Consider the following 16,168-nt stretch of genomic DNA (forward strand, 5'->3'; position numbering starts at 1 on the left):
GAGGACCGACCACCCGTATGTCCACCACGCGCCACCTGCTCAACCGCCACCGCCGCCGCCCCACCCGCCCGTCCCCCGAAGTCGCCGACCCGACCGCCGCCGCACCCGACCGGGAAACCCCGCCCGACGCGCCGGGCGGGGTGGCGGTGGCGGGCCCGGTGCCGGGTGCGGAAGAGCCAGGGGCGCCGGTACGGGAACCTGAGCCGGAGGCACCTCGCGGACGGTGGCGGGGGCTGATCGCGCTGGGTCTGGTGACCGCCGTGCTCGGAGGGTTCGCCGGGTACGCCGGGGAGCGCGCCGACGGCCTCCGCGAGGAGCCCGCCACCCGTAACACCGCCCTCGCGGACGTCGCCCGGACCAGTGAGCTGAAGGGCCGGATCACCCGTGCCGTCGAGGCGGTCTTCTCCTATGACTTCACCGAGCCCGAGCGGCTCGACCGCGCCGTACGGGACCATCTCACCGGCCGCGCGGTCGGCCGCCACCGCGCGCTGCTCGCCGGGGTCCGTGCCCAGGGCCCCCGCCAGAAGCTGGTGCTCACCACCACCGTCACCCACAGCGGGGTCGAGCGCGTCGACGGCGACCGGGCCCGGGTGCTGGTCTTCGCGGACCAGACCAGCACCAGCGCCACCGGGACGTCCCCAGAGAGCAAGGGCAAGAGTAAGGCGGGCAGCCGGACCACCTCCGCCGCCGCGATGCTCGCCCTCGACGCGGTGCACGGCGACGGCGGCTGGCGGATCTCCGGTATCGACACCTTCGGCGGCTGACCCCGGACCGGGCCGGACCGGGCCGGCCGCCGTTCAGCCGCCGCCCGGCCCCGCCAGCACCTGGGCCAGGTCGTACCGGACCGGCTCCTCCAGCTGGGCGTAGGTGCACTGGTCCGGCGTCCGGTCCGGCCGCCAGCGCCGGAACTGCGCGGTGTGCCGGAAGCGGTCGCCCTCCATGTGGTCATAGGCCACCTCGACCACCCGCTCCGGCCGCAGCGCCACCCAGGACAGATCCTTCTTCCCGCTCCAGCGGCTCGGCGCCCCCGGCAGCCGTGCCCCCTCGTGCGCGCTCTCCCGCTGCCAGGCCGCCCAGGGATGGTCGTCCGGCGGGTCCATCACCAGCGGCGCCAGCTCCCCGATCAGCTCCTCGCGCCGCTTCATCGGGAACGCCGCGCACACCCCCACATGCTGGAGCGCGCCCGCCGTGTCGTACAGACCGAGCAGCAGCGAGCCCAGGACGGGGCCGCTGCGGTGGTAGCGGTACCCCGCGACGACGGCGTCCGCCGTCCGCTCGTGCTTGATCTTGAACATCAGCCGGGCGTCCGGGCGGTACGGCAGATCCAGCGGCTTGGCCACGATCCCGTCGAGGCCCGCCCCCTCGTACTGCTCGAACCAGCGTTCGGCCAGCTCCCGGTCGGTGGTGGCGGGCGCCAGATGGACCGGTGGCGAGGTCGGGCCCAGCGCCTCGGCGAGCAGCGCCCGGCGCTCGCTCAGCGGGGTGTCCAGCAGCGAGCGGTCGCCCAGGGCCAGCAGATCGAAGGCGACAAAGCTCGCCGGGGTCCGCTCCGCCAGCGTCCGTACCCGGGAGGCCGCCGGATGGATCCGTTCGCTCAGCAGATCGAAGTCGAGCCGCCCCGCCCGGACGATCACGATCTCCCCGTCCACCACGCACCGTGGCGGCAGCCGCTCGGCCAGCGCCTCCACCAGCTCGGGGAAGTAGCGGGTGAGCGGTTTCCCGGTCCGCGAGCCGAGGACCAGCTCGGCCCCGTCACGGTGGACGATCGCCCGGAAGCCGTCCCACTTGGCCTCGTACTGCATCCCGGGCGGAATCCTCTTCACCGCCTTGGCGAGCATGGGCTTCACGGGCGGCATGACCGGCAGATCCATAGAGGGAATTGTCCGGTATGCAAGAGATGTCGGCACGGCATACGCTGATCCGCATGGCAGCCAAGGCGCTGGAACTGGAGGTGGGGGACCGCACCGTCCGTGTCTCCAACCCGGACAAGGTCTACTTCCCCGAGCGCGGATGGACCAAGCTGGACATGGTCCGGTACTACCTCGCCGTCGGCGACGGCATCACCCGCGCCCTGCGCGACCGGCCCACCACCCTGGAGCGCTACCCCGACGGGGTGACCGGCGAGTCCTTCTTCCAGAAGCGCGCCCCCAAGTACCTCCCCGACTGGATCCCCACCGCCCACATCACCTTCCCCAGCGGACGCTCCGCCGACGAGATGTGCCCCACCGAACCCGCCGCCGTCGTCTGGGCCGCCAATCTGGGCGCCGTCACCTTCCACCCCTGGCCGGTACGGCGCGACGACACCGACCACCCCGACGAACTCCGGATCGACCTCGACCCCCAGCCCGGCACGGAGTACGCCGACGCCGTCCGCGCCGCCCATGAGCTCCGCGCCGTGCTGGACGAACACGGGCTGCGCGGCTGGCCCAAGACCTCCGGCGGGCGCGGGCTCCATGTCTTCGTCCCCATCGAGCCCCGCTGGACCTTCACCCAGGTCCGGCGGGCCGCCATCGCCTGTGGACGGGAGCTGGAGCGGCGGATGCCGGACCGGGTCACCATCAAGTGGTGGAAGGAGGAGCGCGGTGAACGGATCTTCGTGGACTACAACCAGACCGCCCGCGACCGCACCATCGCCTCCGCCTACTCGGTCCGCCCCCGCCCGCACGCCCCCGTCTCCGCGCCGCTGCGCTGGGAGGAGATCGACGACGCGGTGCCGGCGGACTTCGACATCATGACCATGCCCCGGCGGTACGCGGAGGCCGGCGATGTGCACGCCGGCATGGACGACCACCGGTTCGGTCTGGAGTCACTGCTGGAGCTGGCCCGCCGGGACGAGGCCGACCACGGGCTGGGCGATCTGCCCTATCCGCCGGAGTACCCGAAGATGCCGGGCGAGCCCAAACGGGTGCAGCCCAGCCGCGCCCGCCCCGACAGCTGACCGTGCCCCCGTACCCGTACCCGTACCCGTACCCGGCCCGGTCCGATGCGATCCGGCGGTGACCGGACAGGGACCGGGACCGGGGCCGGGCGGGGCTCACAGCTCCTGGGGCACAGCTCCTGACTCCTCCTGGATCACAGCTCCTGGATCCGGATATTGCGGTACGAGATCACATCGGTGGTCCCATGGACCTGGAGCCCGATGTACCCGGTGGCGTACCGCCGTCCGTCCGTCCCCGGATCACCCGCGCGCGGCGGGACGAACTCCTGCCCGCCGGTGTTCTCGAACTGGTTGATCAGCACCCCGTTGCGGTACACGGAGTACGACTGGCCGACCACCCGGATCTCGTACTCGTTCCAGGTGCCCTTGGGCGTGACCCCGGCGCCGCCGAGACCGACCCGGTCGAAGCCGTACACCGACCCGGTCTTGTACATGTCCCCGTCGGGCCGGTCCAGGATCTGCACCTCATGCCCGTACTTGATCGCCACCCACTCGGGCCGGGGCTCCTCCGGGTTGTCGTGCGGGAAGGGGAAGCGGACGAAGACCCCGCTGTTGGCGTGGGTGGTGCCGGGTCCGTCGTCCCGCCACTGGAGCTTCAGCGAGAAGTCCCCGAACCGCTGCTGCGGGAACCACAGCATCCCCAGGCCGCCCCGGGTGGTGCCGCTGGTCATCGTCCCGTCGGCGTTCCGGGCGAAGGAGCCGCCGCCTACCTGCTGCCAGCGGTTGAAGGAGGACTCGGTGCCGTCGAAGAGCGCGCGGTAGCCGGTGTTCTGGCCCGGCCGGCCGATACCGGACTGCCGGGCGGCCCGGTACACGGTGGTGTGCTCGCGCGCGTCGATCACGCCCTCCGTCAGCAGCCGGTCCAGTACCCCGTCCACATGCTTGAGGAAGAGGGCCTGCGACGACCACGCCTTCTCGTCCTCGATCAGCTCATTGACGGTGCACCGGGAGCGGGTCATCCGGTTGGGCACCCCGGAGTTCACGGTGCCGACGATGACGGTGAGCCGCTCGTCCCACTCCGGACAGCCGGGCGCGGGCACCCCGCCCCCCTCGGCGACGGTGAAGGCGGTCCGCCGGGCCACCGAGGTGTTGCCCGCGTGATCGGTGGCCCGGTGCAGCACCGTATGGAAGCCGACCCGGTCCACCGTCAGCGGGGCCGTGTACTCCAGATAGGGGCCGCCGTCGAGCGAGTACTCGGTCCGCGCCACCCCCGAGCCCCCGGCGTCGGTGGCGTCCACCCGTACCCGGGCCCGGGTGAGGTACGCGCCGTCGGAGTTCTGCTCGCCGATGACCTCGGCGGCGGTGACGGGCGGCTCCCGGTCCGGGGCGGGCACGGCCACCACGGTGAACTCCACCGAGCGCGCCGCCGAGGCGTTCCCCGCGCGGTCGGTGGCCCGGTAGCGGACCGTGTGCGGGCCCGGGGAGTGCGTCATCACCGGCGCGGTGTACGGCTGCCAGGGGCCCGCCGCCCCGAGCGCGTACTCGATCGTATTGACCCCCGAACCGGTGTCGGACGCGGTCACCGTCACCGTCGCCATGTCGAGATAGCGCCCCTGCGCGTCCCGCTCCCCGCTGACCGTCGCCGAGGTCTCGGGCGGTGTGGTGTCCCCGGTCGGCGGCGGTACGACGGTGAAGGCGGTGCTCCGTTCGGCTGCGGTGTTCCCCGCCCGGTCGGTGGCCCGGTAACGGACCGTGTGCGCGCCGACCGTGTTCACCACCACGGGGGTGGTGTACGGGCGCCAGACCCCGTCCGTCCCGGTGGTGTACTCGATCCGCTCCACACCCGAGCCGCCCTCGTCGGTGGCGGACAGGGTCACCGTCGCCTGGCCGACATAGCCGCCCGTGGCGTCCCGGTCACCGGTCACCCTGGCCTCGGTGACCGGCGGGGTGGTGTCCTGGCCGGTGCCCTCGGTGACCGTCAGGATGCCCTCCATGCCCCCGTGCCCGGGGATGGTGCAGAAGAACCGGTAGCGGCCGGGGGTGAGGACGACCTCGGCGGTGTGCCGGCCGCCCCGCTCGTCCCCCGGAGTGGCCAGGATGTTCAGCGGTACGTCGTTGTTGAACTCCGGGTCGGACACATCGAAGGTGAGGGTGTGCGGCATTCCGGTGGTGTTGCCGGTCGCCCGGCTGTTCTCGAAGACGATCGTGGTGGCGCCCGCCACCGCCGTGGTGGGGAAGGAGAGATAGCGGTCGATGGGGTCGCCCGCCGTCCAGGTCAGGGTCTGCGCCGCCACTCGTACCGGTGCCGTCCCGCCGCCGGCGCCTCGGCTCTTCGGCGTCGCGTTCCCCGTGCCGTACGCGGTGGCCGACAACAGCCCCACCACCAGCGCCACCGAGGCCACCAGGGCCGTCCAGATCCTTCTCATCGGGTCGCCGCCTTCCGGGCCAGCCGGTCGGCGGCCGGGGTCGGCCCACCGCCGTGATAGGTGATCCGCCAGAGCGCGGAGCGGGAGTCGGAGGTGAAGAAGCCCCGCCCGTAGTCGAGGACATAGAGCGAACCGTCCGGCGCGAACTTCCAGTCCATCAGATTGCGGATACCGGTCGCCCCCACCGGAATGATCTTCTTCAGTGACTCGGCGTGCACCGGGAGCCCGCCCCGGCCGACCGTCCTCGGGTCCGTCAGCACCGCGTGCCGGGGCTGGTCGCCGTCGTAGAAGTCGCCGACGAACCACTTCCCGTCCCAGTACGCGGGCCACTTCACCGCACTGGGCGCGGCGCTCCAGCGGTAGACCGGGCCGGTCATGGTCGCCTGGGCGCCCCCCTTCAGCCAGGGCATCAGCAGCTTCTGCTCGGAGAGCTGATAGCTCGGCACCCCCTGCGCGTTCCGGGGGAAGTCCGGGCCGCCGCCCTGGGGCGCGTACCAGATGGTGTTGGCGGTGATCGGCGGCAGCTGCACCAGCCCGTCGTTGTGCGGGGACTCGTTCCTCGGCCGGGCACAGTCGTACCAGCCCAGCGGCTGCTCCGGGTCGGGCAGATTGCGGTCCCGGTAGGGCTGGTTGTTGCCCATGCAGTAGGGCCAGCCGTGGTTGCCCGCCCGGGTGATCGCCGCGAAGGTGTCGTACTTGGCCGGTCCCCAGGTCGGCGAGGGGGCACCGGCGTCCGGGCCGACCCAGCCCGCGTACAGGATGTCGGTCCGCCGGTCGACGAAGATCCGTGACGGGTTGCGGACCCCCATCACATAGATCTCACCCCGGGTCTTCCCACCGCCCTCGTCCGGCTCCCGCCCGGTGAACAGATTCCCCTCCGGAAGGGTGTACGTGCCGTCCGGCTGGGGCCGGATGCGCAGGATCTTCCCATTGAGGTTGTTGGTGTTGCCGGAGGTGCGCCGGGCGTCGGCGAAGGCGGTCCCCCCGAAGACCGGCACCGGGTTGTTCCCCGAGTAACCCCCGCTGAACCCGGAGGAGTTGTTGTCCCCGGTCGCGATGTAGAGATTCCCCTTCGAGTCCCAGGCCAGCCCGCCGCCCGCGTGGCAGCAGCTGTGGATCTGCACCGGCCACTCCAGCAGCACCTTCTCACTGGCCGGGTCCAGCAGACCGGTGGTGTGGTCATAGGTGAGACGGGAGACCCGCCGCTGCGCCGTCCGGGTCCCCCGGTCGATCCGGTCGTGCGGGGTGTAGTGCAGATAGACCCAGCCATTGGCCGGGAAGCGCGGGTCCAGCTCGATCCCGAGCAGCCCTTCCTCGTTCTTGATCAGCTCACCGCCGCCGCCCTTGTTGCCGAAGACGGTCACCTCACCCGCGAGGGTGACGGCCCGGGTCGCGGGATCGTACACATGGATCTCGCCCCGCCCCTTGCCGATGTCCGGGCTGTTCCAGTCGGTGACCACCGGCCGGGATGAGTCGGCGCCGCCCCGCCCGATGTAGAACACCTTGCCGTCGGGGGCGGTGACCAGCCCGTGCGGCTCGCCGATCTGGTCGTTGCGCCCCGGCTGATTGGGCCGGGTGACCCGCTCCGCGGTGTAGTGCGTGGTGATCGTGGCCTTGCAGTCGGCGCGCGAGAGCCGGGTGGTCCACGCCAGCGCGCCGCGCAGATGCTCCCGGAAGTCGGTCTCGGCGAAGCTGTCGACGGTGCCGCCCATCCCGGTGTAGAAGGACCGCCCGCCGTCGTAGTCACGGCACCAGGAGATGGGGTGGTCCCAGCCGTTGGCCCCGGTCGCCGGGGTGTACGAGGTCTCCCGCAGCCGGGCCACCGTATGCACGGAACCGGACGGATTGGCCGCCCAGTTGAACCACTTGTCGGGGCGCTTCCACTCCAGCGGCAGCGCGGCGGTGGCCGGATGGGCGCGGTCGCCGACCTCCACCACCGCCCGCTGTACGGAGCTGGGCGCGCCGGTGGGCCGCGCCCCGACCAGCCCCGTGAACCAGTCGGAGTACGGCTCGGTGCGCGCGGCCTCATGGATGCCGAGGAAGCCCCCGCCCGCCTCCATGTACGCCTCCAGACCGGCCTCCTGCGGGGGGTCGAGCACATCGCCCCCGCCGGTGAGGAAGACCACCGCGTTGTACCGGCCGAGCCGCCGGGCGTCGGTGAAGACGGTGGCGTCGTCGGTGGCGTCGGTGGCGAAGCGGCCCGCCGCCGGGCCGCTCAGACCGAGGGACTCCACCGCCGCGATCCCGGCGTCGACGGTGGGGGACTCGGCGGTGGCGGAGGCGTGGAAGACCAGGACCCGGACGTTTCTCCCGCCGGGCGGCGACGGCAGGGACAACGTTGTCGCCCGGGGCGCTCCAGGTTCCGGCGGCGGCATGGCGGACGCCTCCGTACCCCCGCCGAGCAGGGAGACGGTGAGCGCGCCGGCGCCGAGAACCGCGGTGAGCGCGGCCCTGCGGGATCTGGATCTGCGCGGTGGTGTGCGGTGCATGGGGGTCACCCAGCCCTCTCGGTCGCCCTCTGCGGACACGATCTGCGGGTACGTACGGGTACGGGTACGGATGCGCGGGTACGGGTGCGGACTCCGCGCGCGGCGGTCACGCGCGGCAGCCTTGGAAGGTAGACCTCTTTTGCCGGTTCGCCAAGGGCTACGGCCGTAGCCGCCGCAACTTTGTCCTGAGTGTGGAAAAACAGGGGTCTCCGGACTACCGTATGGCCTCCCCGGGGTGCGGTGTGCCCCGTCAATCTCCGTGATCGGGTGGGGAGTTCACGATGGACAGACGGAGCTTCGGCCGGCGGGTCCTGGCGGGGGGCGCGGTCGCGGCGACGAGTGCGGGATCCCTCTCCCTCGCCTCCGCTCCCGCCGCCGGGGGGACGGGTGCCGCCGGGGCCCCCGGCGGCGCCGCGGACCCTCCGAGTACTGCCCCGCCGGGCGGCCGGGTACGCCATATGCGGCTCTGCGCCGAGAAGTTGGCCGACGGGCGGATGGCCTATGGCCCGGAGCGGGGGAGGACGACCGTCCCCGGGCCGATGATCGAGCTGGTCGAGGGCGACACCCTGCACATCGAGTTCGAGAACGCGATGGATGTGCCGGTCAGCCTCCATGTCCACGGTGTCGACTACGACATCGCCAACGACGGCACCCGGCACAGCCGCAGCCTGGTCGAACCCGGCGCGACCCGTACCTACACCTGGCGCACCCACCTCCCGGCCCGCCGCCCGGACGGCAGCTGGCGCCCCGGCAGCGCGGGGTACTGGCACTACCACGACCATGTCGTCGGCACCGATCACGGCACCGTGGGCATCCGCAAGGGGCTCTACGGCCCGCTGGTGGTCCGGCGGGCCGGTGACATCCTGCCCGACCGGCAGTTCACCGTGGTCTTCAACGATATGACGATCAACAATCTGCCCCCGCACACCGGACCCGACTTCCGGGCCACCGTGGGCGACCGGGTGGAGATCGTCATGATCACACACGGTGAGCACTACCACACGTTCCATATCCACGGTCACCGCTGGGCCGACAACCGCACCGGTCTCCTCCAGGGGCCCGGCGACACCAGCCGGATCATCGACACCAGGATCTGCGGGCCCGCCGAGTCCTTCGGCTTCCAGATCATCGCCGGGGAGAACGTGGGCGCGGGCGCCTGGATGTACCACTGCCATGTGCAGAGCCACTCCGATATGGGGATGGCGGGGCTGCTGCTGGTGGCGAAGCCGGACGGCACGATCCCCGGGTACGACCCGCCCCATGAGCACCGGGACCGCGACCGGCCCTGACCTGGCCGCCGTCCCCGTCCGGGGCTCTCGGATGCGGTGCCGTCATGGCGGAGGGAGACTGGTGACCGAGTCACCCGGCCGGGCACCCGGCCCGCCCGCTTCCGAAGGAGCGCGTCGCCATGCTCACCGACCGCTATGTCGCCGGCTCCCCCAACTGGCTGGATCTCGGCACCCCCGACATCACCACGGCCACGGCGTTCTACGGGGACCTCTTCGGGTGGACCTTCGCCTCGGCGGGCCCCGAGGCGGGCGGCTACGGCATGTTCCAGCTCGACGGGCGCACCGCGGCGGCGGGTATGCCCATGACCACGGAGCAGGGGCCGCCGTCCTGGAACGTCTACTTCCAGTCCCCGGACGCGGACGCCACGGCGGAAGCGGTCCGCCAGGGCGGGGGCGCGGTGCTCCACGGCCCGATGGACATCTGGGACCTGGGCCGCATGGCCTTCTGCGCCGACCCCGACGGCGCCACCTTCGCCACCTGGCAGCCGGGCCAGAACACCGGCCTCGACCTGATCGGCGCGCCGGGCGCGCTCTGCTGGACGGAGCTGTACACCCCCGACGAGAGCGCCGCGCTCGCCTTCTACACCGGTGTCTTCGGCTGGGGCACCTCCGCGATGCCCTATCCGGACGGCTCCGGGTCCTACACGATGATGCACCCGGCCTCCGCGGGCGCCGACGCGATGTTCGGCGGCGTGGTCCCGCTCGCCGCCGACCCCTCGGAGACCAGCGCGCACTGGCTCCCCTACTTCGCCGTCACCGACTGCGACGCCACCGTCGCCCGCGCGCGATCCGGCGGCGGCACGGTCCGCATGCCCGCCGTCGACCTCCAGGGAGTCGGCCGCCTCGCCAAGCTCTCCGACCCGGCGGGGGCGCGGTTCGCCCTGCTCCAGGGGGAGTCCCAGGGCGGATGAATACCAGGCGCGCGGGGTGTTGATCCTTCATTGAGCCCGTGTTTATCCCCGTGCGGGAGTGTGTTCCCATGCCGACCAACACCTCCGCCGCCCTCTCCGCCACCGACAGCGAACTCGCCTGGCAGGAGTCCGCACTCTGCGCCCAGACCGGCCCGGACTTCTTCTTCCCGGCCCCGGGTGCCTCCACGAAGGAGGCGAAGCTGCTGTGCGGCGCGTGCGAGGGGCGGGTGGCCTGCCTGGAGTACGCGCTGCGCCACGACGAGAAGTTCGGCGTCTGGGGCGGCCTCTCCGAAAAGGAGCGCTTCCGCCTGAAGCGCACCCAGGGCGCCTGACCCCGAGCCACCCGGCCCGGGGTCAGAACATCCGCCGCACATAACGCCCCCGCTCCGGCCCGTACCGAGTGACAGCTCCATGTGCTACATCCCCCAGAGCCGGCTCGCGGAGGGCGGTGTACTCGGCTGAAACTGCGGATTGCTGAAGTTGATCGACCGTCCGACGCCCAGAGCGATCTCGGTGTATTCCTCCCACAGATCGCTCGCTGTCGTGGTGAGATCGACGAGAATCACGCGTGACCCCGCTGGGCGACCCACGGCCACACGGACCTGCACCACCTGCGCTGGGACCGAGACGAGGGCGTCTGAAACCTCCGGGCTCAAGGTGGGTACCGGAAGGATCGATGTGACCACCGCCGCCGGTGAGCCGCATGGCAGGTCGATCAGTTCGCGGCGGAGCGCCTTGCCGAGCGGATTCACCGCGAGCTGCAGTGCACATTCCGCAGTGGCCGCATTGGGGCCGAGCCTTCTGGTCGGAACGTCGGACAGTGCCAGGACGGATGTCGAGACACTCTGCTCTTCCGTTTGGTGGAGGCCAAAGGAGAGGTGCATGGTGCCCTGCTCATGGAGGTCTCCGACAAGGGCCAACAGCATGCCGGTACCGCGTAGGTAGAGATCCTGTAGCGGATCCGGGTAGACCGCTGGGAGGTCTGCCGCCACCCGGGCCTCGATCTGCTCAAGCTCATCAAGGGCCAGTTCGATGAAGCCTGGCGGGAGACAGAACCAGAACGGGTCCCGCATAGCCGCTGAACCTGACATGCCATCCCCCTAGCGGGTGAGTTGGGCCCAGAGGAGGGCGGCGTTGACACCTGCGCTGGGAGCGTCGGAAGTGGCAAGCCGGGCTCCGTCGACCGCGGTTGCCGTCTCCTTGACCGGCTTGCTCTCCTCGGTGGCCAGCCCGGTGGTTGCGGTCGCCACGGCGCTGCCCGCGACTCCCCATTGCAGCGGCGTCTCCACGTGAGGGGATGTCTTACGGACGACCCAGTCCAGCACGGGCTTCGGTGCGTCATTCATCCGTGCCATGGTGTCCGCGGACTCCGTCGCCAGAGCGCTGATGCCGCTGCGCAACCCGACCTCGCCCGTGGAGGCCGTTCGCACCGTGTTGACCATGCTCTTGGCTCCCTGTGCCACGGCTCCCACTCCTGGCAGAGCGCCCAGTGCGTCTCCACCGAGGGTGATCGTGCTGGACCAGAACCTGCTGTCGTACCTGCCCTGAGTAATTCCGTCCCGAATGGCGGCCCGGTGTTCCGGATCGGATGCGTGGGAGGTCAGAGCAGCCAGGCTCAGGCCGCCGGCGACCAGCATGAGGGGGACGGCCACTGGGGCTGCGACGAAGAGCGAAACGAGTCCCAAGGAGGCCGACAACAGGCTCAGTGAGTCACCCAGGCCGTCGTTGATCTGTTGCAGTGCCCGCTTCAGAACCCCGGGTTCCTCCGGTGCCAACCCCACCGTCGCCTCGTCCAGGCACCTCGCCACCCGCCGTGCCTCCGCCCCGTGCTCGGATTCGAGTTCGCGGGCGCGGGTCAGGACCGAGGAGAGGGCCTCGCGGGCGTCGGTGACCGTGGCGGCGGCCTGGTGGAGGGCGGGGGCCGGGGTGTCCGGGGTGGTGGTGAGGCGGTGGTGGTGGGACTCGGCGCGGGTGAGGAGGGTGCGGGCGGCGGCGGCCTCGGCGTCGTAGCGGAGGGCCGTCCGCTGGAGGCTCAGCAGCTCGTCGTACCAGTGGCCGAGTCGGCGGGCGGCCTCGGCCAGGGAGCGGTGGGCGTCGCGGAGGGCGCCGGACAGCTCGCCGTCGAGGGCGGCGCGGAAGGCGGTCGCCGCCTCGCCCCGCCAGGCCGTGCTGTCGCCGGCGAGCCGCGCCACCAGGGCGTGCGCGGAGCCGAGCGCCTCGGCGGCGGTACGGAGGCGGGTGTGCAGGGCCGCCACGGCCTGCGGGCTGCCCGGGGCGGGGTCCCAGCCCAGGTGGGGGCAGTCAGGCATCGGGGCCCACCGCCCGGAACGCCTCGGTGATCGCGGCGTCCACCTGCGCGTACTCGCGCGCGCTGAACCGGACCCCGTCGTGGACCGAGTGGACCCGGGCGCGTAACCGCTTCGCCCCGTACTCCCAGCGTTGCTGGAAGCCGTCGCACGCCGTGTCGAGTTCGGCGGTGCCGAGCCCGCCGGCCCCGGCGCGCTCCAGTGCCGCGCGGGCCTCGGCCAGCGCGGTCAGGGAGGCGTCCAGCGCCGTCGCGAGCCGGGTCAGTCCATCGGTGTCCACCCGTAGATCCATGGGCGGACACCTTGGCAGAACTCCGGGTGGGGGACGTAACCCAGGTCCCCCACAGGAGTGGCGCCCCGGTCGTATCAGCGCTCCGGGGGCGCGTCAGACTGCGGCGCGCGCCGCCATACGGGCCTTGCGGGCCGCGAGCTTCGCGTCGAACTTGCTGGCCTCCGAGTCGAGGCCGTCCATGTAGAGCCCCAGCTCGTCCTGGGCCTTCTGGCCGTCGGGGCCGAGCCCGTCGATCTCCATGACCTTCAGGAAGCGCAGCACCGGCGCGAGGACGTCGTCGTGGTGGATGCGGATGTTGTAGATCTCACCGATCGCCATCTGCGCGGCGGCCCGCTCGAAGCCGGGGATCCCGTGGCCCGGCATCCGGAAGTCGACCACGACATCGCGGACCGCCTGCATGGTCAGGTCGGGCGCCAGCTCGAAGGCGGCGCCGAGGAGGTTCCGGTAGAAGACCATGTGGAGGTTCTCGTCGGTGGCGATGCGCGCCAGCATCCGGTCGCAGACCGGGTCGCCCGACTGGTGGCCGGTGTTGCGGTGGGAGACCCGGGTGGCCAGCTCCTGGAAGGCGACATACGCGACGGAGTGCAGCATCGAGTGCCGGTTGTCGGACTCGAACCCCTCGGCCATGTGGGACATCCGGAACTGCTCCAGCTTGTCCGGGTCGACGGCGCGCGAGGTCAGCAGATAGTCGCGCATCACGATGCCGTGCCGGCCCTCCTCGGCGGTCCAGCGGTGCACCCAGGTGCCCCAGGCGCCGTCCCGGCCGAAGAGGCTGGCGATCTCATGGTGGTAGCTGGGGAGGTTGTCCTCGGTCAGCAGGTTGACGACCAGCGCGATCCGGCCGACATCGGTGACCTTCGACTGCTCCGGCTCCCAGGCCACCCCGTCCTCGAAGTGGCCGGGGAAGTTGCGGCCGTCGCCGAAGGGGACGTACTCGTGCGGCATCCAGTCCTTGGCGACCTTGAGGTGGCGGTTCAGTTCCTTCTCCACGACCTCCTCCAGCGCGAACAGCAGCCGCGCGTCGGTCCACGCGTCCGAGCTGCCGAGGTGGGGAGAGGTGATCGTCACTGGTGCTCCTGGGGACGGGAGAGTTACCTACGTCTTCGTAGGTTACGAAACCGTAGGTTAAGCGCGCGGTAAGTCCCCCACCAAGTCGACCAGGGTGAAACTTCGGCTACATTCAGTTATGTGCGATTGATCCCCGGGGTGACCGGGATGCGCGGGCCTCATCGCCGCGGGCGCGGCGGTGAGGTGAGACCCACCTCACCTTTACCGCGCACCCCACCCGGGTATCAGTCCGCCCGCCGGGCGGGGCGCGGATGGCCCGTCTCCCTCCGCAGATACTCCGCCGTGAACGACGTGGGATGCGCCAGCAGCGCCGCCGGGGTCCCCTCGAAGACCACCTCACCGCCGTGCTTGCCCCCGTCCGGGCCGAGGTCCACGACCCAGTCCGCCCGCTTGACCACATCCATGTCGTGCTCGACGCAGATCACCGTGTTGCCCGTGTCGACGAGCCGGTCCAGCAGCCCGACCAGGGTCTCCACATCGGCCATATGGAGCCCTGTCGTGGGCTCGTCCAGGAGATACACCGCACCCGTGCGATGGAGCCGGGTGGCGAGTTTCAGCCGCTGGCGCTCCCCGCCCGAGAGCGAGCTGAGCGGCTGCCCCAGGGTGAGATAGGTCAGCCCCACCTCCTGGAGGGTGCGCAGCCGGTGCCGCAGCGCCGGGTCGTCGAAGAAGTCCGCCGCGTCGGCCGCCGTCATGTCCAGGACATCGGCGACGGACCGGCCGTCCACCCGCAGCCGCAGGACCTCCTCCTGGAAGCGCCGGCCCCCGCAGGCCGGACAGACCGTGGTCACCGGGTCCATGAAGGCCAGATCGGTGTGGATCAGACCGCGCCCGGAGCACTGCGGACAGGCCCCCTCCGAGTTGAAGCTGAAGAGCCCCGGCCGGGTGCCGGTCCCCTCGGCGAAGACCTTCCGTACGGTGTCCATCACCCCCAGGTACGAGGCGGGCGTCGAGCGGGAGGAGGCGGTGATCGCACCCTGGTCGACCACGATCACCTCCGGGTACCGCTCCGTCAGCACCTGGGACACCAAGGTGGACTTGCCCGATCCGGCGACCCCGGTGACCGCCGTGAGGACCCCGGTGGGGAAGCGGACGTCGATCCCCTTGAGGTTGTGCAGCCGGGCCCCGGTCACCGGGAGCCAGCCGTCCGGGGTGCGGAAGGATTCCTTCATCCGGGTGCGCCGGCGCAGCGCGCGGCCGGTGACGGTGTCCGCGTCGCGCAGCTTCTCGCGCGGGCCCGCGAAGACGACCCGGCCGCCCCCGGTGCCCGCCAGCGGGCCCATGTCCACGACATGGTCGGCGATGGCGATCACATCCGGGTCGTGCTCCACCACCAGGACCGTGTTGCCCCGGTCGCGCAGCCGGATCAGCAGATCGCCCAGCCGGCCCACATCGCGGGGGTGCAGTCCCACACTGGGCTCGTCCAGGACGAAGGTCAGGCCGGTGAGGGAACTCCCCAGATGGCGCACCATCTTCAGCCGCTGCCCCTCGCCCCCGGAGACCGTCGAGGTCTCCCGGTCCAGGGAGAGATAGCCGAGGCCGATGTCGACCAGCCGGGTCAGCCGCTCGCGCGCGGCGGCGGCGACCGGGCCGGCGACCGGGTCGTCGATCCTGCCGAGGACCTCCACCAGGTCGGAGATCTCCATCCGGCAGTAGTCGGCGATGCCCAGACCGTCGATCCGGGTGGCGAGGGACGCCGCGTTGAGCCGGGCGCCCCCGCAGCCGGCGCACGGCCGCCGGGTCATGAAGCGGTCGGCGGCCTCGCGGCGCTTCTCGGAGAGTTTTCCGGTGTCCCGCTTGAGGTGGAGCCGGGTGAAGCGGTTGACGACACCCTCGAAGCGCATATCGACGGAGCCGGACTTCATGGTCACCCGAACGGTGGAACCGGAGCCGTGGAGCAGGAGTTCCCTCTCCTCGGCGGTGTACTGCCCCAGCGGCTTCGACGGGTCGAAGTAGCCGGACTCCCCGTACAGCTTCCACTCCCAGGAGCCCACGGTGAGCCCCGGCAGCAGCAGCGCGCCCTCCTGGAGGGACTTCGACCAGTCCACGGCGCGGTCGACGTCCAGATGGAGCGTCCGCCCCAGTCCGTCGCACTCCGGGCACATGCCGGAGGGCTCGTTGAAGGAGTACGCGGTGGCCGGGCCTGCGGCGGGGGTGCCGTGGCGGGAGAAGAGGACCCGGAGCAGCGGGTTGATATCGGTCGCCGTGCCCACTGTGGAGCGGGCGTTCCCGCCGAGGGGGCGCTGGTCCACGACGATCGCCACCGACAGCTCGTCGATCCCGTCCACCTGGGGCCGTTCGTACTTCGGCAGCCGGTTTCTGATGAACGAGGTGAAGGTCTCGTTCAGCTGCCGCTGTGACTCGACCGCGATGGTGTCGAAGACCAGGGAGGACTTGCCCGATCCGGAGACACCCGTGAAGACGGTGATCCTGTTCTTGGGGAGGGTGAGGCAGACGTCCCGGAGGTTGTTCTCCCGTGCGCCCTCGATGACGATGTCGCGACTCATAC

Annotated in this window: 13 protein-coding genes; 5 read left to right on the forward strand and 8 right to left on the reverse strand. The window is 71.4% G+C overall.

Features of this window, described 5'->3' with window-relative positions:
* Positions 1-17 precede the first annotated feature (17 nt).
* Complete coding sequence (locus tag ABT354_RS10650) at positions 18-764, forward strand: hypothetical protein (RefSeq protein ID WP_351491686.1); 747 nt, start codon at positions 18-20, stop codon at positions 762-764.
* Between the two features lie 33 nt (positions 765-797).
* On the opposite strand, the gene ABT354_RS10655 is transcribed toward ABT354_RS10650, so the two are convergent.
* Complete coding sequence (locus ABT354_RS10655; RefSeq protein WP_351491688.1) at positions 798-1,871, reverse strand: ATP-dependent DNA ligase; 1,074 nt, start codon at positions 1,869-1,871, stop codon at positions 798-800.
* Between the two features lie 53 nt (positions 1,872-1,924).
* Between ABT354_RS10655 and ligD the strand changes: the two genes are divergently transcribed.
* Positions 1,925-2,938, forward strand: coding sequence for a non-homologous end-joining DNA ligase (gene ligD / locus ABT354_RS10660; RefSeq protein WP_351491690.1), 1,014 nt, complete (start codon positions 1,925-1,927; stop codon positions 2,936-2,938).
* A gap of 134 nt (positions 2,939-3,072) precedes the next feature.
* Here the strand turns inward: ligD and ABT354_RS10665 are convergent, their stop codons facing one another.
* The gene (locus ABT354_RS10665; protein WP_351491692.1) at positions 3,073-5,304 is read right to left on the reverse strand and encodes an OmpL47-type beta-barrel domain-containing protein; all 2,232 of its coding nucleotides are present in this window, start codon (positions 5,302-5,304) and stop codon (positions 3,073-3,075) included.
* The gene (locus ABT354_RS10670; RefSeq protein ID WP_351492050.1) at positions 5,301-7,793 is read right to left on the reverse strand and encodes a ThuA domain-containing protein; all 2,493 of its coding nucleotides are present in this window, start codon (positions 7,791-7,793) and stop codon (positions 5,301-5,303) included. Before ABT354_RS10670 ends, ABT354_RS10665 begins: the two co-directional genes overlap by 4 nt.
* A gap of 281 nt (positions 7,794-8,074) precedes the next feature.
* On the opposite strand from ABT354_RS10670, the gene ABT354_RS10675 reads away from it, so the two are divergent.
* From ABT354_RS10675 to ABT354_RS10685, 3 genes are all read left to right on the forward strand, one after another.
* Positions 8,075-9,082, forward strand: coding sequence for a multicopper oxidase domain-containing protein (locus ABT354_RS10675; RefSeq protein WP_351491695.1), 1,008 nt, complete (start codon positions 8,075-8,077; stop codon positions 9,080-9,082).
* A 119-nt stretch (positions 9,083-9,201) separates the two neighbouring features.
* Positions 9,202-9,993, forward strand: a complete 792-nt coding sequence (locus tag ABT354_RS10680) for a VOC family protein (RefSeq protein ID WP_351491697.1) — start codon at positions 9,202-9,204, stop codon at positions 9,991-9,993.
* 68 nt (positions 9,994-10,061) lie between these two features.
* Entirely contained in the window at positions 10,062-10,325 is a 264-nt protein-coding gene (locus ABT354_RS10685) for a WhiB family transcriptional regulator (RefSeq protein ID WP_351491699.1), read from the forward strand.
* 84 nt (positions 10,326-10,409) lie between these two features.
* Here the strand turns inward: ABT354_RS10685 and ABT354_RS10690 are convergent, their stop codons facing one another.
* From ABT354_RS10690 to ABT354_RS10710, 5 genes are all read right to left on the reverse strand, one after another.
* On the reverse strand, positions 10,410-11,066 hold the full coding sequence (locus tag ABT354_RS10690; RefSeq protein ID WP_351491701.1) for a hypothetical protein: 657 nt from the start codon (positions 11,064-11,066) through the stop codon (positions 10,410-10,412).
* Between the two features lie 27 nt (positions 11,067-11,093).
* Positions 11,094-12,302 carry a tetratricopeptide repeat protein gene (locus ABT354_RS10695; RefSeq protein ID WP_351491704.1) on the reverse strand — a complete coding sequence of 403 codons (1,209 nt, stop codon included), beginning with the start codon at positions 12,300-12,302 and terminating at the stop codon, positions 11,094-11,096.
* Positions 12,295-12,591, reverse strand: a complete 297-nt coding sequence (locus ABT354_RS10700; RefSeq protein ID WP_351491706.1) for a DUF6317 family protein — start codon at positions 12,589-12,591, stop codon at positions 12,295-12,297. The genes ABT354_RS10695 and ABT354_RS10700 overlap by 8 nt, the downstream gene beginning before the upstream one ends.
* 93 nt (positions 12,592-12,684) lie before the next feature.
* Positions 12,685-13,659, reverse strand: coding sequence for an acyl-ACP desaturase (locus tag ABT354_RS10705; protein ID WP_351491708.1), 975 nt, complete (start codon positions 13,657-13,659; stop codon positions 12,685-12,687).
* 224 nt (positions 13,660-13,883) lie between these two features.
* Complete coding sequence (locus ABT354_RS10710) at positions 13,884-16,166, reverse strand: ATP-binding cassette domain-containing protein (RefSeq protein ID WP_351491710.1); 2,283 nt, start codon at positions 16,164-16,166, stop codon at positions 13,884-13,886.
* Between the last annotated feature and the right edge of the window lie 2 nt (positions 16,167-16,168).

This window comes from Streptomyces sp. NPDC000594 (assembly GCF_040299965.1).
GTDB lineage: Bacteria > Actinomycetota > Actinomycetes > Streptomycetales > Streptomycetaceae > Streptomyces.